Origin of the sequence: Acinetobacter junii CIP 64.5, assembly GCF_000368765.1 — a bacterium.
Lineage (GTDB): Bacteria > Pseudomonadota > Gammaproteobacteria > Pseudomonadales > Moraxellaceae > Acinetobacter > Acinetobacter junii.
This window is the reverse complement of the sequence record NZ_KB849654.1, coordinates 429,785-451,737: the sequence shown is the minus strand read 5'-3', so window position 1 is coordinate 451,737 and position 21,953 is coordinate 429,785. Positions and strand designations below refer to the sequence as shown.

Sequence of the window (21,953 nt, the reverse complement as noted above, 5' to 3'; positions counted from 1 at the left end):
TTTTATTATTTATGCAACATACGTGCTTTATCACGCTGCCAATCACGGTCTTTTTCCGTAGCACGTTTGTCATGTAATTGCTTACCTTTGACCAACGCAATTTCGAGCTTAACCAAGTGACCTTTCCAATAGCAGGCTAAAGGAACACATGAATAACCTTTTTGGTTCACTGCGCCTAGTAACTTTTCTAGTTCACGACGAGATAATAATAACTTTCGTGTACGTGTCGATTCAGGTACGACATGGGTTGATGCAGACAATAAAGGCTGAATCTGTGAACCAAATAAAAAGGCTTCACCATTTTTAAAAATGACATAACTTTCAGACAATGTCATACGTCCAGCACGTAAGGATTTTACTTCCCAACCCTGAAGTGACATGCCTGCTTCAAATTTTTCTTCGATAAAGTAATCGTGACGCGCTCTTTTATTCTGAGCAATCGTGCCACCATTATGTTTTTTTACAACTGTTGCTTGCGCCATAATTCAAACTTCCACAATTGCATCTATTGTGCCGTAAAACGTAACCTTTTTCCATTGTTTAGGAATTTCGCGTTTATTGCGAACTTTTGTTAAAATACATGCCTTATCTCATTCACTTAGAGTACAACGCATGTCTAAAACACGTGTGATTTATCCAGGGACCTTTGATCCAATTACCAATGGACATGTTGATTTAGTTGCAAGAGCATCAAAAATGTTTGATGAAGTTGTTGTTGCAATTGCAATTGGTCATCATAAAAATCCTGTGTTTAGTTTAGAAGAGCGTGTTGAGTTAGCCAAAGCATCATTAAGTCATTTAACCAATGTTGAGTTTGTAGGATTTGATGGCTTGTTGGTTAATTTTTTCCGTGAACAACGTGCTACAGCTGTACTTCGTGGTCTAAGAGCGATTTCTGACTTTGAATATGAATTCCAATTAGCCAATATGAATCGTCAGCTTGATCCTCATTTTGAGTCTGTATTTCTAACGCCTTCAGAGCAATACTCATTTATTTCATCGACATTAGTTCGTGAAATCGCTCGTTTAAAGGGTGATGTAACCAAGTTCGTGCCTGCTGTCGTCGTTCAGGCATTTGAGCGTAAACATCAACAAGGTTGGTAGCGTGTCTTTATATATAACAGATGAATGCATCAATTGTGATGTCTGTGAGCCTGTATGTCCCAATGAAGCAATTTATATGGGGGAATCAATCTATGAGATTGATCCTGCGCTTTGTACAGAGTGTGTGGGCCATCATGACAAACCGCAGTGCCAACTATTTTGTCCAGTTGATTGTATTCCTCTTGATCCCAATCATGTTGAGTCACAAGACCAACTGATGGAAAAATATAAAAAATTGACAGCGCAAAAAAATACAAGCAATTAACTTTGAACTTTGATAATATGCGCCTCGAAGTGGGCTGGACGGTCGCTGCTGTGGAGGTCTCCGTGACTGAAGCAGGGGAGGAAAGTCCGGGCTTCATAGGGCAGGGTGCCAGGTAACGCCTGGGCGGCGAAAGCCGACGGCAAGTGCAGCAGAGAGTAGACCGCCTCATTCGTGAGGTAAGGGTGAAAGGGTGCGGTAAGAGCGCACCGCGTGTCTGGTAACAGTTCACGGCAAGGTAAACCCCACCAGAAGCAAGACCAAATAGGAATCCTGAGGTACGGCCCGTACTGGATTCGGGTAGGTCGCTTGAGCGTATGAGTGATTGTACGCCTAGAGGAATGATCGTCCTCGACAGAACCCGGCTTATAGGCCCACTTCTAAGTTTTTTTGAAAATTGTGCTTGACGTGTGTAGCGAAAGTTAAGATAATGCGCCCACAGTTTTCGGCTATGTAGCTCAGTTGGTTAGAGCACCGCACTCATAATGCGGGGGTCACAAGTTCAAGTCTCGTCATAGCCACCATTTTATAGACCACGCTCCTGCGTGGTCTCTTTTTGTCTATTGTTTTTATAATTTTTTAAATACCTTTTTAACAAACTAATTTTACAGTTTAGTTAAGTGTTTAAATTTTTATGAAATTGCTGAAAAATGATCAAATGTGATTTAAAAGAATAAAAACTGTTCATATGTTCCGTATTTTCAACGTCATAGGCTTGACCGTTTAAGCGGAACACTAGATAATGCGCACACAGTTTACGGCTATGTAGCTCAGTTGGTTAGAGCACCGCACTCATAATGCGGGGGTCACAAGTTCAAGTCTCGTCATAGCCACCATTTTAAAAACCACGCTCCTGCGTGGTTTCTTTTTATCTATAGTTTTTTTCTACTCAGCGCTGACTTGAGCTAGATTAGAGATGTATTTCGATAACTTGTAGGGTCTGAGGGTTGTCGTAGAAAGGTTTTAAAACCATGTGAATAATGGGTTCTAACACATTATGTTCATCTAAGGCTTTAACAACTTTTGGATAAAAACGAACTGCCTCATTGCGTAGATCGCTTTCTTCCAAGCCAATAGCTGTGAAAACATCTTGTAGGCTTTCATCTTTATAAAAATCATAGAAAACTTTAACGCCATAGAGAATCAGATCTTGCAAAAATGAAGACTGGCGTAATTCTTTCCAATACTCATAGATCATCACAAAGAACTCTTCTACATCTAGAGGAGTGACTTGCTTAGTGTATTCAGAGAGTGGTTTAGATTTATTATCGTCCCATATATTGCGTGCCAAACTTTCTAGATCATCATTTGATAATAGACTCAAATCAACAAGTTGTTCTTGAATAAAGCGTGCAATACTTTCTTCTATTTTTTGCTCAATACGTTGTTGTTGGCGATAGGAAAAAGTTTTTAATTTCTGCTGCCATTCATATTTACTATCTTGAGCTTTTTCTTCATCAGCTGTAGCAAATAGTTTGGGTAATTTATTTTGTAGTGTAGAGGTTGCTATATATAAGCAGAGCTGCTCAATGGATGGGCTTTCTTTTAGAAATTTATTCAAATATTGTCGAATATTATCTAATTCTAAGATTTTAGATAGCCACATTTCAAATTGATGATCTGAGAATACATCTTGGAGTTGTGCTGAGGATTGCAGGGAAAAAACATGAAGACGTTGGGCAATTTCTCCAATGAATTCTAATAGTCCAGCACCTAATTGCATTTCAAAAGCATAGCGTTTAACTACAGCTTGAATTTGATCAAGCTCTACAACTTCTTTCAGTTTTATATTCGGAGCATGTTGTAAAAAAAGCTGAATAAACTGTTGGAAAAACTCGGGTGAGAGTTGTGTCGTGAGTTGGTTTTTATAAAAGGCCACTTGCTCAAGCATAAGTGCTTGAGCAAGTAATTGTGACTTTTCAGAAACAATTTTTTCAGTCATTCGTTGTCCATCCGTTGACGATAGGGTAGCGTCGTTCACGGCTAAAAGCACGTGAGCTGATGCGTGGTCCGATTGCACCTTGACGACGTTTGTATTCGTTGCGATCAACCAATCGAATCACTTTTTCTACCACCTCTGCTTCAAATCCTCTCGCAATAATATCTGCTTGGCTTTGATCTTCTTCGATGTATGCATAAAGTATCGCATCAAGCACATCGTAAGCTGGTAAAGAGTCTTGGTCGGTTTGATCAGGGCGTAACTCGGCAGAAGGAGGTCGGCTGATCACGCGCTCTGGAATTACAGGGGTTTCACTTAAAGTATTACGATATTTTGCTAATTCAAATACAATGGTTTTGTAGACATCTTTCAATACAGAAAAACCACCAACCATATCGCCATAAAGGGTGCAGTAACCAACTGATATTTCAGATTTGTTACCAGTCGATAATACGAGATTACCAAACTTATTAGATAAGCCCATCAATAGCGTACCGCGAGTACGTGCTTGTAAGTTTTCTTCAGTTGCATCAGCTGGTGTGTTTCCAAAGAATGGATAAAGCGTTTGCATAAAGCTATTTACAATAGGGTGGATCTCAGCAATACCAAAAGTTACGCCCATACGACGAGCTTGCTCGGTCGCATCTTCCACACTCATTTGTGACGTGTATGTATATGGCATCATAACTGCTTGAACTTTATCTGCCCCGATCGCATCCACTGCGATTGCAAGTGTTAATGCAGAATCAATACCACCAGATAAACCTAAAATGACACCTGGGAAGCCTGAACGTTGAACGTAATCACGAGTTGCCATTACGAGTGCTTGATAAATTTCAGCAAAGGTTTCAAGTGCAGGGGCTGATTCAGTTTTTTTGAATTCTTTTTGCTCTGCATCATATTCAACAAAATAAATTGATTCTTGGAAACTTGGAGCTTGTAGTGCGATTTCTCCATTTTTGTTGGTTACAAAACTTGAACCATCAAAAATTAGATCATCTTGACCACCTACTTGGTTAACATAAACTAGATGGAGATTTAACTGTTTAGCTAATTCATTTAAAGTTTGGATGCGATGTTGCGGTTTACCTACTTCGTAAGGTGAAGCATTAAGAACCAATGCTGTTTCTACATTGAGCTGGCTTAATTGCTTAACAGTATTCAATGACCAAACATCTTCACAAATAAGTACACCAAATTTATGACCTAAATATTCAAAAATTAGATGCTGATGACCTTCTTGGAAGTAGCGTTTTTCATCAAAAACACCATAATTTGGCAAGTTATGCTTATTATAAATCCCTAAAACTTGTCCATCTTTCATCACGGCTGCTGAGTTATAGCGGTAGCCATCTTCGGTTTGATGAACAAAACCAAATACCATGACGATATCTTTGACTTCACTTAATTGTGCAAATGCTTTCTGAGTGCGTTTGCTTAAATTAGGTCGAATCAATAAATCTTCAGCTGGATATCCGATTGTTGATAATTCTGGAAAGATGATTAAATCGGCTTGCTGCTGTTTTGCTAAATTTGCTTGCTCAACCATCTTTTGAGTATTTGCGTCAATATTGCCAATATGCGGAGAGAACTGGGCAAGGGCAATTTTAAAATTTTTCATTCAAACTTAATCCTGAGTCTTAACATGTGTTGATATACAAGTTCTTGATTTGTGTAAGTATAATTTTAAAGAACGTTGTATATCATAGCGCCAAACATTCTATATCTTAAAGAAAAATGACAAGGTGTCTAATATATACTAATTGCACATTTTTCTGCGTAAAAATAACAAGTTTTTCTGTTTTAAAGAGCAACATTTTTAAATGGTTGCGTAGTGATGGTGCATGACTATGAATAAACTTAGCATTGTCATTTATTCTTTTTTTTCGTGTCACTTTCGCATACCGAAATGACAGTTCAATGACATGAATAGAAACACTCTTTTTTCGATTATTTCGGTATTGGGATAAAAAAATACAAAAAATTAGAGTTTTCGTAAAATTTAAATCTATCAAAAACATAATTTTATTGAATTGAGTCTTTTTTGACCGTTCGTCGGGAATCCTTTTGCTACACTTGAGTGTACAAATGTGCACTGCTATTATCCTAATTAATGTGAACATCTGTACACTAGATGTAACAGTAAAAATATGCATTTCGCATATAAAAAGAGGAAATAGAAATGTCAGTACTTTTAGTTTTAGTTGTTGCGTCTTGTTCTGCTATCGCAGTAGGTCGTGTGGGAACTATCTTGTTAAACCAAGATGATAAATAAATAGTTTTATAAATAATGGTCTGTTAAGAGAGGTAATGATTATGTCAGTTGTATTTTTTCCAGTAATTGCGTTTGGTTTAGCTGTTGTAGTTGGTCGTATTGGTACTTTAATGTTCCAAGAGCAAGTACAAGAGTCAGAGTAAGTTTGATTAATTAAACTTTTGATGAGAGGTAATAAGTTATGGTGATTCCAACAATCTTATATCCAGTAATTGCTTTTGGATTGGCAATTGGTGTGGGACGTATCGGTACAATTGTTAAAGATGCGATGCGTGTAGATTTTACGACTGAAATGGATGATAGTCATGAACTTAGCTCAGAGAGCAGTAAAAACACAGCAGCATAGAATTGCTAATGATGTTTCAAGCTGAAAAGCCCTGTAAATAAACGACAGGGCTTTTTTTATTTCTGAAGAATAATATTTGGAACTTTTTTTAGAAAAATATCACGTGCGATGTCACCTTGCTGTTCAATGTTATATTCATTGAATTTCTTTCCAACTATAAATTGATACCGGTAAGGGTTGTATTGTTTAAAACTTAGATAATAACCAAGTTGCAATATTGCGCCTTTTACAATCACATTTGTGTTTTGCTGAAACTGCAGAATATGTGCAAGTTCATGAATGAAGAGACTTTGCAATCCGATTGAACATTTTGAGTAATCTTTACTAAAATATTTTTGATGAACGTACAGGTTGCCATTTGGCGCTATAAATATGTTTTCAGGTTGCCAAGGTAGATAGGGGATATTGAAAATTTTTACTTCTGAATAATGAATGAGTTCACCAAATACAGATTGAGCAATCGAAATTTCATCATTAGTTAAGCCACGATACTCAAATTCTTGTATGTTGAGAAAGGAAATCAGTTCAGAGATCAGTCGAGATCTTAACCATTCAATACGATGCTTTAGAAGTTTGTTCATTTGAGTTCTATAATTGTATTTGATTAAAAATATGACCTCAATTCAAATAAAAAAAGCCCCAGTTAAAACTGAGGCTTTACAACAACGAGAATGACAACTGCAAATAAAATCACTGTTGGCATTTCATTAAAGAAGCGCCAAAACTTATGAGATTTATAATGTGCATTCCCGATGAGTTTCTTTCGGTAATAGCCACATACAAGATGGTAAATGACTAGGAGTCCGACTAAAGCCACTTTAAGATAAAACCATAAGGCTTCATGATAATGGCGAGTGGCATCACCCCAATCCACAAGGAAATGGGCAGTCACAAGCGTGGCAATCATTGATGGCCACATGATGCCACGATATAACTTACGTTCCATTACTTCAAAGCGTTGATGACTTACAGCATCCTCACTCATCGCATGATAAACATAAAGCCGTGGTAGATAGAACAACGCAGCGAACCAACACACCACAGCAATAATATGTAATGCTTTTACCCACAAGAAAGCATCAGAAGGTGCATCCATCGATAATCCTATGTGGGATTATGCATCCCACTTCTTGAAAATAAGGCAAGCGTTAACACCGCCAAAGCCAAAACTGTTACTCATGACAGTATTCAGTTTTGCATCACGTTTTTCAAGTACAATATCGAAACCTTTCGCGCCTTCATCTAGTTCTGTAACGTTGATGTTCGGTGCGATGAAGTCATTTTGCATCATTAGTACAGAGTAGATTGCTTCCTGTACACCTGCTGCACCCAAACTGTGGCCAGTCATTGATTTGGTTGAGCTTAGTGCAGGTACATTACCTTCGCCAAAAGCACGTTCCATTGCTTTTAATTCGGTTACGTCACCTGCAGGTGTTGAAGTCCCGTGAGTATTGACATAATCGATTTGTTCAATGCCATGTTGTTTTGCTTCATCAAGTGCCATGAGGATACAACGCGTAGCACCTTCCCCAGATGGAGCAACCATATCTGCACCGTCACTGTTGGCAGCATAAGCGACTACTTCTGCCAAAATGTTCGCACCGCGTGCTTGAGCATGCTCAAGTGATTCAAGAACCACAAAGCCACCACCACCCGCGATCACGAAACCGTCACGGTCAGCTGAATAAGGACGAGATGCTGTTTCTGGTGTATCGTTATATTTAGAACACAATGCACCCATAGCATCAAAAAGTAAGCTTTGAGACCAGTGATCTTCTTCACCACCACCAGCAAGCATTAAATCTTGTTTACCTAATTGAATCAGGTTGTAAGCATAACCAATTGCATCAGCAGAAGTTGCACATGCACTAGTAATAGAGTGAGCAATACCTTGTAGTTTTAATGCAACACCAACGTTTGCAGTAATCGTATTACTCATGTTGCGTGGAACAAAGAAAGGTCCAATTTTACGTGCACCTTTTTCTTCCAGTAATTTAACCATCTCTGCAACAGAAGCAGTTGAGTTACCGCCACTACCACCAGCAATACCGTATCTTGGGTTGTTAGCTAGGTCTTCTTGTTTGAGACCTGCATGTTCTACGGCTGCAATAGCGGCATTGTAAGCATACATTGCACACACGCCCATGAAGCGTTTCAATTTACGATCAATGCCATCAAAATCTTGAACAGCTGCTGCGCTCACATGACTTTTGAAATTAAGTTCAGCATAAGTTGGGTTAAAACGTGTCCCAGAGATTCCATTTTTTAGAGAATGAGTAACCTCTTCCAAAGAGTTACCGATACATGAGTTGATGCCCATACCAGTGATTACAACACGTTTCATTTACAGTTCCCTTTTATGGTAATACTAAGCCTTGTACAACATCGCTATAGTTAAAATCAGGAGAAAATAACGATCAAATCGGCTCATGAGTGAATGACACCATGATAGCAGAAAGGTTTTTTATTTCTTATGGCAAATATTATGTCTATTTTCAGTTATGTAAAGATTAGTAAGTTTAGAACGACTTAAGGTGAAAGCTAATGAAATTATACAGATTCAAGTTGAGATAAATCTGTATTCAACCTAGTATTTACCTAGAAATGCACAGATTAAAGAATAGAGGTACTTGATGACAAATTCTAAAAATAAGCAAACTTCAGGTTTATTTGCCCAAGCATTTGGAGTGGCTAAAAAGCTCAGCTCTGAATTGCAAAAACTTCAAGTTGCCCCGATAACATCTGGTGCGAAACTTTCCAATTCATCTAATATTGTTGAAGGAAATGCGCGTTTCAAAAGTCCATTTGAAGTGGAGAAATATGAAAGCCCTCAACAGATGCTGCGTCAACAACTTCCTAAATTGTCACATCAATTGCTAGGTAAGCATTATACGAAGGTAAATAATGTGGCGACTTTTGTTTCACCTGATTTAGGTGAAAAAGTTTCAGATTATTTATTTCAATGGTTGAATGAATTTAGTTCAAATAGTTCTTTGACTGAAAAGATTCTCGAAGAAGCAGGAGTTAAAGATCTTGCTGAGTTGACACAGGATACTGGGCGCTCGCAACGTTTAAGTCAGGCACTCATTGAGCAAAATAAATTACTTGCAGCTGCTCAGGGATTAATTACTGGTGCTACTGGAGTTTGGGGTGCTGCAATCGATATACCTGCTTCGATCGTTTTGGCATTACGCACGATTTACCAAACTGGTCGCTCTCATGGTTTCGATTTATCTGAAGAAGTTGATCAAGATATCGTGGCCTTTATTTTTAAAGAAATTGATTTAGGTCTTGTCGCAGAAAAACAAACATTATTACTTGCTTTAAAAGCTTTACAATCAATGTTAGACACACATGATTTGCAACATTTCCAACAGTTATTAGGCTCTAATAATGATGTTGAATTGTTGAAGAAGTGGTTGGTTGATGTTGATGGGCAATTTAAGTGGGGGTGGTTAAATCATATTCCACAAGCTTCAGTGATTGGGAAACTAACACCGATCGCGGGTGCAGTTGTCGGTGGTTTTTATAGCTGGAAACTTCTAGAAGATGTGGGGCATAAATCACAATCAGTATTTGGTGCGGCGCGATTCTATATAAATGAGCATCCTAATGAAAAGATTTCTCCATTAGAGGCGTATTACAAAGCTGAAGCATTATTAAGAAAAGCAAGTCCGAAACTTTTACAGGCAACAGAACTTGATGTCGCAAGTAAAATAGCTCCAGCCGAAAATCTAAAAAATGATGTTATCACTCATGTGGCTGTTCAGATAAAAGATGAGCTCATAGAAAATTCAACAAAAGATGAAAAAGTTGAAGAGGGTATTCAGAAGCTTGCTGAACAACATGTAACAGAACATGAATATTCTCAACAAAAACCAGCGATTAAAGCGACAGATGGTGATGACACCTTGGCTGATGAGACGGAACAGTTATCCGAACAAAAGGCAATAGATATTGAGCCTGCATCAACAAAGCATAGCTAATATATATGTGATGTATAAAAGCATCTAAAAGTTAACAAAAATCTAGAAATGGTCGACACTTGCTTTAGCCTGCAATGTTGACCATTTTTACTTCTTGACTTACAATTGTGTGCCCTTAAAAAGAGGTGCTTTTCTTTTTAAGGTTGTTTAATAACGGGAGAATTGCCAAATGGCAACAACAAATCAGTTGATCCGTAAGGGTCGTACAACTTTGATTGAAAAATCAAAAGTTCCTGCGTTGAAGGCTTGTCCACAACGTCGTGGTGTATGTACACGTGTATATACGACTACTCCTAAAAAACCTAACTCAGCAATGCGTAAGGTTTGCCGTGTTCGCTTAACTTCTGGTTTTGAAGTATCAAGCTATATCGGTGGTGAAGGTCATAACTTACAAGAGCACAGTGTTGTTCTAATCCGTGGTGGTCGTGTTAAAGACTTACCAGGTGTACGTTACCATACCGTTCGTGGTTCTTTAGACTGTGCTGGCGTGAAAGATCGTAACCAGTCACGTTCTAAATACGGTGCTAAACGTCCTAAGAAGTAATTCTAGGCAACCAGCCCAAACAACCCTTTAGCGTTTCGCTTGTTTGAATTCTTCATAGATTTGTAATTCAAGCGACGTATAGTAAGGCCAGCGTAGCGTACATGGCACTTGTACAAACTGCTGGATCATCCTGAAGTGTCATAATATTAGGTGTATTAAAATGCCAAGACGTCGCGTAGTCGCTGCTCGTGAGATCCTTCCAGATCCAAAATTTAGCAGCCAAACAATCGCTAAATTCATGAACCACGTAATGCAAGATGGTAAAAAATCTGTAGCTGAAGGTATCGTTTACGGTGCTTTAGAGCGTGTTCAAGAAAAAAACAAAGTAGACCCAGTTGAATTTTTCGAGACTACTCTTGAAAAAGTTCGTCCTATGGTCGAAGTAAAAGCACGCCGTGTTGGTGGTGCTACTTATCAAGTACCTATGGAAGTACGCCCATCCCGTCGTACTGCCTTAGCAATGCGTTGGTTAGTAGATGCTGCTGCTAAGCGTTCTGAAAAAACGATGGCTTTACGTCTTGCTGGTGAGTTGCTTGATGCAGCTGAAGGTAAAGGTGCAGCGATCAAAAAACGTGAAGACGTGCATCGTATGGCTGAAGCCAACAAAGCCTTCTCTCACTACCGTTTCTAAACGGATAAAACAGTCCCTAATCAGGAGAATATTCATGCGTACAGCAGCTCGATTCAACATTGCTCTTTATCAAAGTGGGAGCTTTGCGGGTATTTAAGTTGCCTGCTTGGATATTCGTGCGCATCAATTTAATTGATGCGTCCTGTTTTAAAGATAACATTTAGGAATGTAAGACATCATGGCTCGCCAAACCCCGATTACTCGTTACCGTAACATTGGTATTTCTGCGCACATTGACGCAGGTAAAACAACTACAACTGAACGTATCTTGTTCTACACAGGTGTATCTCACAAAATTGGTGAAGTACACGACGGTGCAGCAACAATGGACTGGATGGAACAAGAGCAAGAGCGTGGTATTACCATTACTTCTGCTGCTACGACTTGTTTCTGGTCTGGTATGGGCAACCAATTCGAACAACACCGTATCAACGTAATTGATACACCGGGACACGTTGACTTCACAATTGAAGTTGAGCGTTCTATGCGTGTTCTTGACGGCGCGTGCATGGTTTACTGTGCTGTTGGTGGTGTTCAACCTCAGTCTGAAACTGTATGGCGTCAAGCTAACAAATATAAAGTGCCTCGTTTAGCATTCGTGAACAAGATGGACCGTACTGGTGCAAACTTCTTCCGTGCTGTAGAGCAAGTTAAAACTCGTTTAGGCGGTAACCCTGTACCTATCGTTGTACCAATCGGTGCAGAAGATACATTTGCAGGTGTTGTAGATCTTATCGAAATGAAAGCGATTATCTGGGATGAACCATCTCAAGGTATGAAGTTTGAATATGGTGAGATTCCTGCTGACCTAGTTGATACTGCTAACGAATGGCGTACTAACATGGTTGAAGCGGCTGCTGAAGCTTCTGAAGAGTTAATGGACAAGTACCTTGAAGAGGGTGATCTTTCTAAAGAAGACATCGTTGCAGGTCTACGTGCTCGTACATTAGCATCTGAAATCCAAGTGATGCTTTGTGGTTCAGCATTCAAAAACAAAGGTGTTCAACGTATGTTGGATGCTGTGATTGAATTCTTACCATCGCCAACAGAAGTTAAAGCGATCGAAGGTATCCTTGACGATAAAGCTGAAACTAAAGCATCTCGTGAAGCATCTGACGAAGCTCCGTTCTCTGCGCTTGCGTTCAAAATCATGAACGACAAATTCGTAGGTAACTTAACTTTCGTACGTGTTTATTCTGGTGTTCTTAAACAAGGTGACCCAGTATATAACCCAGTTAAGTCTAAGCGTGAACGTATCGGTCGTATCGTGCAAATGCATGCGAATGAGCGTCAAGATCTTGATGAAATCCGTGCAGGTGATATCGCAGCGTGTGTAGGTCTTAAAGACGTTACAACTGGTGATACATTATGTGATGAGAAAAACATCATTACACTTGAGCGTATGGAATTCCCTGAGCCAGTAATTTCATTGGCTGTTGAACCAAAAACTAAAGCTGACCAAGAAAAAATGTCAATTGCTTTAGGTCGTTTGGCGAAAGAAGATCCATCGTTCCGTGTACGTACTGACGAAGAATCTGGTCAAACAATTATTGCTGGTATGGGTGAGCTTCACCTTGACATCATCGTTGACCGTATGAAACGTGAGTTCGGTGTTGAAGCGAATATCGGTAAACCAATGGTTGCTTATCGTGAAACGATTAAGAAAACTGTTGAGCAAGAAGGTAAATTCGTACGTCAAACAGGTGGTAAAGGTAAATTCGGTCATGTATATATTCGTTTAGAGCCACTTGATGTTGAAGCTGCTGGTAAAGAATACGAATTCGCTGAAGAAGTTGTTGGTGGTGTAGTACCAAAAGAATTCTTCGGTGCAGTTGATAAAGGTATTCAAGAGCGTATGAAGAATGGTGTCTTGGCTGGTTACCCAGTTGTAGGCGTTAAAGCTGTTCTTTTTGACGGTTCTTACCACGATGTCGACTCTGATGAATTGTCGTTCAAAATGGCTGGTTCTTATGCGTTCCGTGATGGTTTCATGAAAGCAGATCCAATTCTTCTTGAACCTATCATGAAAGTTGAAGTAGAAACTCCAGAAGACTACATGGGCGATATCATGGGTGACTTAAACCGTCGTCGTGGTATGGTTCAAGGTATGGACGATCTTCCTGGTGGAACAAAAGCAATTAAAGCAGAAGTTCCATTAGCTGAGATGTTTGGTTACGCTACTCAAATGCGTTCTATGTCTCAAGGTCGTGCTACTTATTCTATGGAATTCGCTAAGTACGCTGAAACTCCACGTAACGTGGCTGAAGGCATCATCGCTAAGTTCCAAGCTGGCGGTAAAAAAGGTGACGACGAGTAATCTTTCGATTACTATATTACCCAACTAAAATTTAGTTAAAAACCAAGCGCTCATGAGCGACCCTCATGAGCAGTTTATAAAGGAAGATCATCATGGCTAAAGCCAAGTTTGAACGTAATAAACCACACGTAAACGTGGGTACAATTGGTCACGTTGACCATGGTAAAACAACTTTAACTGCTGCGATTGCAACAATTTGTGCAAAAACTTACGGCGGTGAAGCGAAAGATTACTCACAAATCGACTCTGCTCCTGAAGAAAAAGCACGTGGTATTACAATTAATACATCACACGTAGAATACGATTCTCCAATCCGTCACTACGCTCACGTAGACTGCCCGGGCCACGCCGATTATGTTAAAAACATGATTACTGGTGCTGCTCAGATGGACGGCGCGATCCTTGTATGTGCTGCGACTGATGGTCCAATGCCACAAACTCGTGAACACATCCTTCTTTCTCGTCAGGTAGGTGTACCTTACATCATCGTATTCTTAAACAAGTGTGACCTTGTTGATGATGAAGAATTACTTGAATTAGTAGAAATGGAAGTTCGTGAACTTCTTTCTACTTATGACTTCCCAGGTGATGACACTCCAATCATCCGTGGTTCAGCTCTTCAAGCATTAAACGGTAACGACGGTCCTTACGGTGAAGCTTCTGTTCTTGCACTTGTAGAAGCGCTTGACTCTTACATCCCAGAACCAGAGCGTGCAATCGATAAAGCATTCTTGATGCCAATCGAAGACGTATTCTCTATCTCTGGTCGTGGTACAGTAGTAACTGGTCGTGTAGAAGCTGGTATCATCAAAGTTGGTGAGTCTGTTGAAATCGTTGGTATCCGTGATACTCAAACGACTACAGTTACTGGTGTTGAAATGTTCCGTAAACTTCTTGACGAAGGTCGTGCGGGTGAGAACTGTGGTATCTTACTTCGTGGTACTAAGCGTGAAGACGTACAACGTGGTCAAGTACTTGCTAAACCAGGTACAATCAAGCCGCACACTAAATTCGATGCAGAAGTATACGTACTTTCTAAAGAAGAAGGTGGTCGTCATACTCCATTCCTTAACGGTTACCGTCCACAGTTCTACTTCCGTACAACTGACGTAACTGGCGCGATCAAATTACAAGATGGCGTAGAAATGGTAATGCCTGGTGACAACGTAGAAATGTCAGTAGAGTTAATCCACCCGATCGCAATGGACCCAGGTCTACGTTTTGCGATCCGTGAAGGTGGTCGTACTGTAGGTGCTGGTGTTGTTGCTAAAGTAACTGCATAATCGCCTAGAGTGATCAAAAAAACACCCCTTATGGGGTGTTTTTTTATATCAATTGTTTGACAATTTTATTGAATAGTGTCCCAAACTGATACTTTGCTGTCCCAAACTGCATTTAATTAATCCATATAAAAACCTAATATAAAACTCAAGAAAACGAACAAAAGTGCTCAGTGAAAAAAGTTCACTGAAAAGGAGTAGGCGGCATGAATGCTAAAGTAAATATTTCAAATCGTGCAGGTGCAAGTTTCCCAGTACGTCGTATGAATTTTGATTTTGATCAAGTACCTGAATACTGGATGAGTGGCTCAGCAGGTCTTACACATTTTATGACTGCATTATCTGCTTTATTTCCAGATGGTGAGAAATTATTTATTGATTCAGTTCGTGCTGTGCGTTATCACCCAGCGATTAAAGAGAATGAAGAGCTGCAAAAAGAGATTAGTGCGTTTATTGGTCAAGAAGCAATGCATACTCAAGAGCATGTTAATTTCAATGCTTCTGCTCAAAAATACGGTCATGATGTAAGAGCCTTAGAACAAATTACAGGTTGTTACATTCAATTTGCCTTAAATAATTTTTCGAAAATCGTAAAACCTTTTGGTATGACACGTGAGATGGTTGATCTCACAGCTACGACTGCTCTAGAGCATTTTACAGCGACGATTGCATCTGAATTATTGCGTAATAAGCATATCCAAGATTTGATGACAGATGACACAATGTCTTATATGTGGTTCTGGCATGCGGTTGAGGAGAATGAGCATAAAGCAGTTGCATATGATGTATATGAGTCTGTTTTTGGCACAGGAATTAAAGCATACAGCTTACGTACAACAGCGCTCATATTTGCCATGACTTTAATTTTTATTCTTCAGTCATACTTCACTTTACGTTTGCTTAAACAAGATAAAAAGCTAAATCTTAAAGAGTTGGGAATGATTTATAAGTATGGTTATAGTCCATCAAAAGGGATCATCGCAGGAATGGCAGGAGAAATGCTGGCGTACTTTAAACCACGGTTCCATCCGAATGATTTAGATACAGTTCAATTATTAAAAGATTGGAAAGCGAAATTAGGTTTGTAAGCCTTATTTTCTTCAATACTGTTTGTTTTTAAAGGGCATGAATTTGCCCTTTTTCTATTTTAAATATTTTCATAAAAACTTGAAGACATGTCCTAAGATGATGCTTTTATGACCTTATCTGCACTTAATTAAAGCATGATAAACAGCGTATAAAATAAGAATGGATAAAAACAAAGAATGGATTCATCATTAAGGAGAATAAGGTATGAATGCTAAAGTCAATATTTCAAATCGTGCTGGCGCTAGTTTCCCTGTACGTCGAATGGATTTTGAGTTTGGTGATGTGCCTCGATATTGGGCAAATGGTGATGCTGCACTCACACATTTTATGACTGCTTTATCAGCGCTATTTCCTGAAGGTGAACAATTTTTTGTAAACAGTACTCGTGCAGTTAGAAATGATCCTAAATTAGCTGACCCTCGTTTGCAGAAAGAAATTAGTGCTTTTATTGGTCAAGAGGCGATGCATTCTAAAGAGCATTTAGCGTTCAATGCATCTGCTCAAGCCTATGGTTATGATGTTCGTAAGATGGAAGAGCAAACAGGCAAAGTGATCAATTACGGTGTTAATGTAATCAGTACATTACTTAAACCTTTTGGTTTCAACAAAGAAATGATTGGATTAACTGGAACATGTGCTTTAGAGCATTTTACTTCGACGATTGCTGAGGAATTATTAAGTAATCCAGATATCCAATCGATGTTCATGGATGAAACCATGTATCATTTGTGGATGTGGCATGCTGTTGAAGAAAATGAACATAAAGCTGTTACCTTTGATGTGTACGAGGCAATGTATGGTCAAGGTGCTAAAGCTTATTTTATGAGATCACTAGCACTTGTGATTGCAATGGGTCTGATTTTTATTACCCAATCCTATTTCACTGCAAAACTACTCAAAACTGATGGAAAACTAACGTGGCGTGACACGAAATATATGCTGAAATTTATGTATGGTTATAGAGGTTTTATGACCCGTCAGATACCAACTTTACTGGCATTTTTAAGACCTAAATTTCATCCAAATGACTACGACACCACTGAATTATTAAATAAATGGCGTGCCGAGTTGGGTTTTAATCCCCACTAAATAAAATGGGCAATCAATCAGATTGCCCATTTTTTTATTTAAATTTGGTTTTAAATTGTCGATAATCTGCCAATTAGGTTTTTGACAAGGTATTCTCGTGATTCGATTGATGCAAGAAAAGGATTTGGATAAAGTTGCTGAGATTGAATGTTTAGTTCAAACACATCCGTGGTCTAAAAAACAATTTCAGGAGTCTTTGCTTTCTTACCAATGCACAGTCTATGAAACTAAAAATCAAATAGTAGGATTCTGTATTTTACAGCCTGTGTTAGATGAAGCTAATTTGTTACTGATGGCGATCCATCCAAGCCAGCAGGGCAAAGGTCTTGGATACGAGTTGTTAGATTATTCAATTCAACTTTTAAAAAATAATCCTATCCAAATTTTTTTAGAAGTACGTCAAAGCAATCATGCTGCAATTCGTTTGTATGAAAAAATAGATTTTCATCAAATAGATTTACGCAAAAATTATTATCCCAATTTGGATGGTACAAAAGAGCATGCTGTGATTATGGTCAAAACATGCACTGATGATTTCGCGTCTTTATTTAAATCCTAAATTATTTAATGATTAGATCATCCCACTCTGAAGGTAGTGTACTCATGAGTGAGTTTCCGAGTTGATGAATTTCTTTCTCAGATAATGGGCGATTGAGTCTACGCCATTGACCATCTAGTAATAGTTCAAGTGGTGTGTATTGTGACTTGTAGTTCATTTTCGCTGAGTGTGGCACCCAATAACCAAGATACAAATAATCAAGATTTAGAGTTTTTACATATTCAATTTGTTTAAGAATGGCATAAACGCCCAAGGAGCGACGTTGTTCATCTGGGTCAAAGAATGTATAAACCGCAGATAAACCATCATCCATCAAATCGCAAGTAGAGACCGCAATTAGTTTTTGGTCTTTCCATAATTCGATAAAAAAACTTTCTGTGCAACTGTGTACGAGAAACTTCTCAAACTGATCATAGTTGGCTGGATACATATCACCATCTGAATGCCGCTCGTTTATATATCTCTCATAAAGCTGATAATGTTGTTCTGTCGCTTGCGAGGTAGGCAAGATATTCATGCTTAAATCTTGATTGCGTTTCCATGCCTTTTTTTGGCTGCTATTCATTTGAAATTCTTGAATAGGGACTCTACACGACAAACATTGACGACATAAATGACATTCTGGGCGATAAACAAAGTCACCACTGCGACGAAAACCAACACGTGACAGTTCAGATAATGTCACCACATCAATGCGATGAATTGGATCTAAGAACACCATTCGAGCTGATTTGTTATCGAGGTAACTGCAGTCATGTGGTGGAGTAATGTAATACTGTAAGTCATTTAAAAGGGACTTGGGTTGGTATGATTTCATTAATCTGTCCCTCCAAGGTGTTAATCCGTTAACCGTCTAATTTTGAAAAAAGAGCTATTGTTTTACTTGAAAATACACGTTCTTGATAACTTTTCCAATTGATAGAGGGGGTAATAATTACATCTTGTAACGATTTTAAATAGGCTTGGCGAGAAAGTGTACGTGCTCCAAGACTTAAAAGGTGATCGTTGACCAATTGGCAATCGATCCAAGGCAGTTGATTTTCCTGTCCAATTAACATCAGTGTATAAAATGCCATTTTAGAGACATCTGTTTCGGTGCTAAACATGGACTCACCAAAACATCCTTTACCAATAGTGACACCATACAGGCCACCTACAAGCTGTTCATTATTCCAGACTTCGACACTATAGGCATATCCTGCTTTAAATAGAGCTGAATATCCTTCAATTATATCTTCACTAATCCATGTCTCATTTGCATAACTTCGTGGTAACGAACAGGCACGAATGACGTGTTCAAATGCATGATTAATCGTAATTCGATAATCATGTTTTTTCATATTTCGTAGTAAGGATTTGCTAGGTTTATATGCCTGTGGTTCGATAATACAACGTGGTTCAGGACTCCACCAGCAAATAGGTTCATCTTCGTTGAACCATGGAAATAATCCATGTGTATAGGCTTCAAATAATGTAGACGGTGAAAGATCTGCACCAATACAGATGAAACCATGTCCCTCAGGGTCTGCTTCAATAGGATCAGGAAAAATATATTGAGAGGGTGGAAGTTGATGCATAATAAAATGAATATGGAAAGGATTCAGATTAAACTAATCTAAGAAAGGTCGAATGGCAAATCTAGTACTTCGCCATTCGATCATCAATATTTAATTAAATAAACGTAATTGTTTCGCGATCTCCAACTTCTTACTTCCTAAAAATATTTGGGCTTTAGATTGGATAATTTCAATGCTTTTAACCTGATCTGAAACCGTTTGACCATCTTTATCTAAAACTAACCACCCAAGTTGTTGGATGACATCTTGCACATAGTAAGCAAAATCTGTTGCAGTCGTTAAACCCTCTATAAAATGAGCGCGATAAAATAATTGATGAAAATGTTCAGTCGGTATACCAATGCCTGTGATTGGACTAATTAAAACGCCATAGTTTTGATGAAAACTCGCTTGTTTTAAAATGTAGTGATTTAGATTGTGGCAATGCTCGAATATTTTTTGAGATGGCTCATTATTTTGACATGGTTGAGCTAGTCCAAGATGGCACAGGATAACGAGCGCATTTAAGATTTTTGCATAGTGAAGCTCGGGAAAACTAGCTTCTAAATCTGCAATAGTGAGCGGTTGATAGTTAACTTCAGCAAATCGATTGCCAATTGGTTGATAAATTTCCTCTATCAAATTGAATGTCCCTAATAGTCCTGTAATGCTACTCGGTAATTGCTCTTTGGCTGTTAGAAGCACAAATGCTGTTTTTTCGGAGTTTTGCTTGGACTTGTAATGGGGTTAAATTATTCTTGCCTCGAATAAATAAATCCCGTCTAAATTGTGTGTTGGCAAAATAATCTCGGCACTGTTCTTTGAAAATCGGGTGTTCAATCGCATTTAGAAATTGCTGATGTTCTTCTGAAAAATTAATATTATCTAGATGCGTTCCTAAGTCTGTAGACCCAGCATAAGATAATTTAATTTCATCTAGGATTCTGACTACTTGCTGAAATGAAAAGCATTGCCAATCTTGATTCAAATATTCATGAATTAAGTAATTTGGATTTTGTTGTTTGAGATCGATTACTTTTTGCAAAGCATTGGGATTTCTTTGAGCAAAGATTGGATTTTGTTTAAGTAGTTCTTCGCTAAAATTTAATGCTTCATTTACTTTTTGCAGTGGGTTTGTACTTTTGCTATTAAATTTAAAATTGCTATGAAATAACTCGCGTATAGGCATATTGGCAGCCCAACCTGTCACGCAGTTATAACTGATATAGACAATACCATTGGGTTTTAAATATTTACGAATGAATTTCAAAATGATGTGTTGGTTTTCATAACTTATCCAGCTCCATATTCCATGTAGGCTAATTGAATCAAACATGGGTAAATCATTTCGATTTAATAATTCTTCAAAGCTATCATCAAAAAAATATGGCTTAGTTTGGCTATGTTGTGCTAATTGGTTGGCATGAGCTGCATGTGCGGGGTTAAAGTCAGTACCGTAAAAATTGGCATCAGTACTTGCTGCATGTATGTTGATGCTGACACCTTGCCCAAAGCCAAGTTCACAATGTGTTTGATTTGTCTAAATATCTGGACTATCTATCCCATTTAAAAGTAAACAGAATTTTTGGAAGTTAGGGCTAAGATCACGATAATACCCATAGGTGTAATTGACTTCAGTTTGGTAGCCATTGGTCCATGTTGTTGTCATGCATTCATCCAAAATATAATTGTTGTTAAATAAAGCCATGTTTTTGATTGTATATATCATTTAACAAAAAAAGCCACCATAAAGATGGTGGCTTTTTAAACTTAATGTAAATTAGTTTAAATTATCAAGATACTTCTCAGCATCCAATGCTGCCATACAGCCTGAACCTGCTGAGGTAATCGCTTGACGATAGATACTATCAGCTACGTCACCAGCAGCAAAGACGCCTTCAATTGATGCTGCTGTTGCATTACCTGAAGTGCCACTTTGAACTTGAATATAACCATCACGTAAGTTCAATTGACCTTCAAACATATTTGTATTTGGTTTGTGTCCAATCGCAACAAATAGACCTTGTACTTGAACATCTTGTGTACTTGAATCTTGGGTAGATTTGATACGTACAGATGTTACACCAGTATTATCACCCAATACTTCATCGACTTGATGGTTCCAAATGATGCTGATCTTACCTTCTTTTTCTTTCGCAAAAAGATGATCTTGCAGAATCTTTTCAGAGCGCAAGCTGTCACGACGGTGAACTAATGTGACATGAGCTGCGATATTTGAAAGATAAAGTGCTTCTTCAACTGCAGTGTTACCACCACCCACAACCATGACATTTTGGTTCTTATAGAAGAAACCATCACATGTAGCACAAGCGCTTACACCTTGTCCCATGAATGCTGCTTCTGATTCAAGACCTAAATACTGAGCGGTCGCACCAGTTGCAATAATGAGAGCATCACAGGTGTATTCTTCCATATCGCCTTTTAAAACAAACGGGCGTGTTTTTAAATCAACTTCATTGATATGGTCATATACGATTTCTGTACCAAAACGTTCAGCATGGGCTTGCATACGCTCCATAAGTACAGGACCTGTTAATCCTTCAGGGTCACCAGGCCAGTTATCAACTTCGGTCGTCGTTGTTAATTGACCGCCGAGTTGTAAGCCAGCAATGAGTGTTGGTTTAAGGTTTGCACGCGCTGCATAAACTGCTGCACTGTAACCCGCAGGACCAGAACCCAAAATAATTAACCGTGAGTGACGAGCGCTCATTAAAGAACATCCTTTTTATATTGAAAATGCTAAAATTATACGTGAATCCGTAGGGGAGTGGGCTAAATCGATGATGATAATATTGATTAACTCAATCGAATTGCGCTATATCCGATCAGGATGTTAACAACAACAGTAAACAATCGTGCATCTTTTTTGTAAGAACACGTGCATAATATTAGACTTATTGATTAGGGTTGTTTAGACCTTAAATAATAGACAAACAAATAACGAAATTGGGTTAC

The 21,953-nt window shown here is 38.6% G+C and carries 20 protein-coding genes, 2 tRNA genes, 1 other RNA gene and 1 pseudogene; 14 read left to right on the top strand and 10 right to left on the bottom strand.

The genetic code is table 11. From position 1 onward, the window contains the following. Nucleotides 1–5: 5 nt before the first annotated feature. A complete protein-coding gene (gene smpB, locus F948_RS03655) occupies nt 6–482 on the bottom strand; it encodes an SsrA-binding protein SmpB (protein WP_004663490.1) in 477 nt (158 codons plus the stop codon). A gap of 130 nt (nt 483–612) precedes the next feature. On the opposite strand from smpB, the gene coaD reads away from it, so the two are divergent. The 5 genes from coaD (at nt 613) to F948_RS03635 (ending at nt 2,202) form a co-directional block, all read left to right on the top strand. Continuing rightward, nucleotides 613–1,104 (top strand): pantetheine-phosphate adenylyltransferase, encoded by a 492-nt coding sequence (gene coaD / locus F948_RS03650; RefSeq protein WP_004913971.1) that lies wholly within the window; start codon nt 613–615, stop codon nt 1,102–1,104. A 1-nt stretch (nt 1,105) separates the two neighbouring features. Next, the gene (locus F948_RS03645; RefSeq protein ID WP_004913970.1) at nt 1,106–1,369 is read left to right on the top strand and encodes a YfhL family 4Fe-4S dicluster ferredoxin; all 264 of its coding nucleotides are present in this window, start codon (nt 1,106–1,108) and stop codon (nt 1,367–1,369) included. A 26-nt stretch (nt 1,370–1,395) separates the two neighbouring features. Further along, an RNA gene (rnpB, locus tag F948_RS15790) (RNase P RNA component class A) lies at nt 1,396–1,751 on the top strand. A gap of 62 nt (nt 1,752–1,813) precedes the next feature. Continuing rightward, nucleotides 1,814–1,890: transfer RNA gene (locus F948_RS03640), tRNA-Met, on the top strand. Between the two features lie 235 nt (nt 1,891–2,125). Continuing rightward, nucleotides 2,126–2,202, top strand: a tRNA-Met gene (locus F948_RS03635). 74 nt (nt 2,203–2,276) lie between these two features. On the opposite strand, the gene F948_RS03630 is transcribed toward F948_RS03635, so the two are convergent. Next, nucleotides 2,277–3,308 (bottom strand): hypothetical protein, encoded by a 1,032-nt coding sequence (locus F948_RS03630; protein ID WP_004960094.1) that lies wholly within the window; start codon nt 3,306–3,308, stop codon nt 2,277–2,279. Next, on the bottom strand, nt 3,301–4,926 hold the full coding sequence (locus F948_RS03625) for an NAD+ synthase (protein WP_004960091.1): 1,626 nt from the start codon (nt 4,924–4,926) through the stop codon (nt 3,301–3,303). The genes F948_RS03630 and F948_RS03625 overlap by 8 nt, the downstream gene beginning before the upstream one ends. 835 nt (nt 4,927–5,761) lie before the next feature. On the opposite strand from F948_RS03625, the gene F948_RS16480 reads away from it, so the two are divergent. Next, nucleotides 5,762–5,926: a hypothetical protein gene (locus tag F948_RS16480; protein WP_004913964.1), complete on the top strand. Its 165-nt coding sequence runs from the start codon at nt 5,762–5,764 to the stop codon at nt 5,924–5,926. A gap of 56 nt (nt 5,927–5,982) precedes the next feature. Here F948_RS16480 and F948_RS03615 read toward each other — a convergent pair whose 3' ends face one another. The 3 genes from F948_RS03615 to F948_RS03605 form a co-directional block, all read right to left on the bottom strand. Further along, complete coding sequence (locus F948_RS03615) at nt 5,983–6,507, bottom strand: hypothetical protein (RefSeq protein ID WP_004960087.1); 525 nt, start codon at nt 6,505–6,507, stop codon at nt 5,983–5,985. 62 nt (nt 6,508–6,569) lie between these two features. Next, nucleotides 6,570–7,022 (bottom strand): CopD family protein, encoded by a 453-nt coding sequence (locus F948_RS03610; RefSeq protein WP_004952667.1) that lies wholly within the window; start codon nt 7,020–7,022, stop codon nt 6,570–6,572. 18 nt (nt 7,023–7,040) lie between these two features. Further along, nucleotides 7,041–8,270, bottom strand: coding sequence for a beta-ketoacyl synthase N-terminal-like domain-containing protein (locus F948_RS03605; protein WP_004952669.1), 1,230 nt, complete (start codon nt 8,268–8,270; stop codon nt 7,041–7,043). A gap of 289 nt (nt 8,271–8,559) precedes the next feature. On the opposite strand from F948_RS03605, the gene F948_RS03600 reads away from it, so the two are divergent. The 8 genes from F948_RS03600 to rimI all read left to right on the top strand — a co-directional run bounded on the left by F948_RS03600 (nt 8,560) and on the right by rimI (nt 17,421). Beyond that, a complete protein-coding gene (locus F948_RS03600; RefSeq protein ID WP_004960083.1) occupies nt 8,560–9,912 on the top strand; it encodes an EcsC family protein in 1,353 nt (450 codons plus the stop codon). Between the two features lie 169 nt (nt 9,913–10,081). Next, nucleotides 10,082–10,456, top strand: a complete 375-nt coding sequence (gene rpsL, locus F948_RS03595) for a 30S ribosomal protein S12 (protein ID WP_004638184.1) — start codon at nt 10,082–10,084, stop codon at nt 10,454–10,456. A 160-nt stretch (nt 10,457–10,616) separates the two neighbouring features. Continuing rightward, nucleotides 10,617–11,087, top strand: a complete 471-nt coding sequence (rpsG, locus tag F948_RS03590; RefSeq protein ID WP_004638185.1) for a 30S ribosomal protein S7 — start codon at nt 10,617–10,619, stop codon at nt 11,085–11,087. A 178-nt stretch (nt 11,088–11,265) separates the two neighbouring features. Then, the gene (gene fusA / locus F948_RS03585; protein WP_004960080.1) at nt 11,266–13,404 is read left to right on the top strand and encodes an elongation factor G; all 2,139 of its coding nucleotides are present in this window, start codon (nt 11,266–11,268) and stop codon (nt 13,402–13,404) included. Nucleotides 13,405–13,496: 92 nt separating this feature from the next. Beyond that, complete coding sequence (gene tuf, locus F948_RS03580; protein WP_004913952.1) at nt 13,497–14,687, top strand: elongation factor Tu; 1,191 nt, start codon at nt 13,497–13,499, stop codon at nt 14,685–14,687. A gap of 203 nt (nt 14,688–14,890) precedes the next feature. After that, nucleotides 14,891–15,772, top strand: coding sequence for a metal-dependent hydrolase (locus tag F948_RS03575; protein WP_004960077.1), 882 nt, complete (start codon nt 14,891–14,893; stop codon nt 15,770–15,772). Between the two features lie 205 nt (nt 15,773–15,977). Beyond that, nucleotides 15,978–16,862, top strand: coding sequence for a metal-dependent hydrolase (locus tag F948_RS03570; protein WP_004960074.1), 885 nt, complete (start codon nt 15,978–15,980; stop codon nt 16,860–16,862). Nucleotides 16,863–16,959: 97 nt separating this feature from the next. Then, a complete protein-coding gene (rimI, locus tag F948_RS03565) occupies nt 16,960–17,421 on the top strand; it encodes a ribosomal protein S18-alanine N-acetyltransferase (protein WP_212749321.1) in 462 nt (153 codons plus the stop codon). A gap of 1 nt (nt 17,422) precedes the next feature. Here rimI and F948_RS03560 read toward each other — a convergent pair whose 3' ends face one another. The 4 genes and pseudogenes from F948_RS03560 to trxB all read right to left on the bottom strand — a co-directional run bounded on the left by F948_RS03560 (nt 17,423) and on the right by trxB (nt 21,708). Next, nucleotides 17,423–18,238 (bottom strand): arginyltransferase, encoded by an 816-nt coding sequence (locus F948_RS03560; RefSeq protein WP_004960069.1) that lies wholly within the window; start codon nt 18,236–18,238, stop codon nt 17,423–17,425. A 28-nt stretch (nt 18,239–18,266) separates the two neighbouring features. Further along, nucleotides 18,267–18,998, bottom strand: coding sequence for a leucyl/phenylalanyl-tRNA--protein transferase (aat, locus tag F948_RS03555; protein ID WP_004960067.1), 732 nt, complete (start codon nt 18,996–18,998; stop codon nt 18,267–18,269). A gap of 90 nt (nt 18,999–19,088) precedes the next feature. Beyond that, nucleotides 19,089–20,646: pseudogene (locus tag F948_RS03550) on the bottom strand (class I SAM-dependent methyltransferase). A gap of 111 nt (nt 20,647–20,757) precedes the next feature. Next, nucleotides 20,758–21,708, bottom strand: a complete 951-nt coding sequence (gene trxB, locus F948_RS03545; RefSeq protein WP_004960053.1) for a thioredoxin-disulfide reductase — start codon at nt 21,706–21,708, stop codon at nt 20,758–20,760. Between the last annotated feature and the right edge of the window lie 245 nt (nt 21,709–21,953).

Coding starts and splice junctions, on each gene's coding strand:
- F948_RS03605 (WP_004952669.1), bottom strand. CDS start 8,270: ATGAAACGTGTTGTAATCACTGGTATGGGCATCAACTCATGTATCGGT.
- F948_RS03615 (WP_004960087.1), bottom strand. CDS start 6,507: ATGAACAAACTTCTAAAGCATCGTATTGAATGGTTAAGATCTCGACTG.
- F948_RS03575 (WP_004960077.1), top strand. CDS start 14,891: ATGAATGCTAAAGTAAATATTTCAAATCGTGCAGGTGCAAGTTTCCCA.
- F948_RS03570 (WP_004960074.1), top strand. CDS start 15,978: ATGAATGCTAAAGTCAATATTTCAAATCGTGCTGGCGCTAGTTTCCCT.
- tuf (WP_004913952.1), top strand. CDS start 13,497: ATGGCTAAAGCCAAGTTTGAACGTAATAAACCACACGTAAACGTGGGT.
- F948_RS03560 (WP_004960069.1), bottom strand. CDS start 18,238: ATGAAATCATACCAACCCAAGTCCCTTTTAAATGACTTACAGTATTAC.
- F948_RS03625 (WP_004960091.1), bottom strand. CDS start 4,926: ATGAAAAATTTTAAAATTGCCCTTGCCCAGTTCTCTCCGCATATTGGC.
- fusA (WP_004960080.1), top strand. CDS start 11,266: ATGGCTCGCCAAACCCCGATTACTCGTTACCGTAACATTGGTATTTCT.
- coaD (WP_004913971.1), top strand. CDS start 613: ATGTCTAAAACACGTGTGATTTATCCAGGGACCTTTGATCCAATTACC.
- F948_RS03610 (WP_004952667.1), bottom strand. CDS start 7,022: ATGGATGCACCTTCTGATGCTTTCTTGTGGGTAAAAGCATTACATATT.
- trxB (WP_004960053.1), bottom strand. CDS start 21,708: ATGAGCGCTCGTCACTCACGGTTAATTATTTTGGGTTCTGGTCCTGCG.
- F948_RS03630 (WP_004960094.1), bottom strand. CDS start 3,308: ATGACTGAAAAAATTGTTTCTGAAAAGTCACAATTACTTGCTCAAGCA.
- F948_RS16480 (WP_004913964.1), top strand. CDS start 5,762: ATGGTGATTCCAACAATCTTATATCCAGTAATTGCTTTTGGATTGGCA.
- aat (WP_004960067.1), bottom strand. CDS start 18,998: ATGCATCAACTTCCACCCTCTCAATATATTTTTCCTGATCCTATTGAA.
- rpsG (WP_004638185.1), top strand. CDS start 10,617: ATGCCAAGACGTCGCGTAGTCGCTGCTCGTGAGATCCTTCCAGATCCA.
- smpB (WP_004663490.1), bottom strand. CDS start 482: ATGGCGCAAGCAACAGTTGTAAAAAAACATAATGGTGGCACGATTGCT.
- F948_RS03600 (WP_004960083.1), top strand. CDS start 8,560: ATGACAAATTCTAAAAATAAGCAAACTTCAGGTTTATTTGCCCAAGCA.
- rpsL (WP_004638184.1), top strand. CDS start 10,082: ATGGCAACAACAAATCAGTTGATCCGTAAGGGTCGTACAACTTTGATT.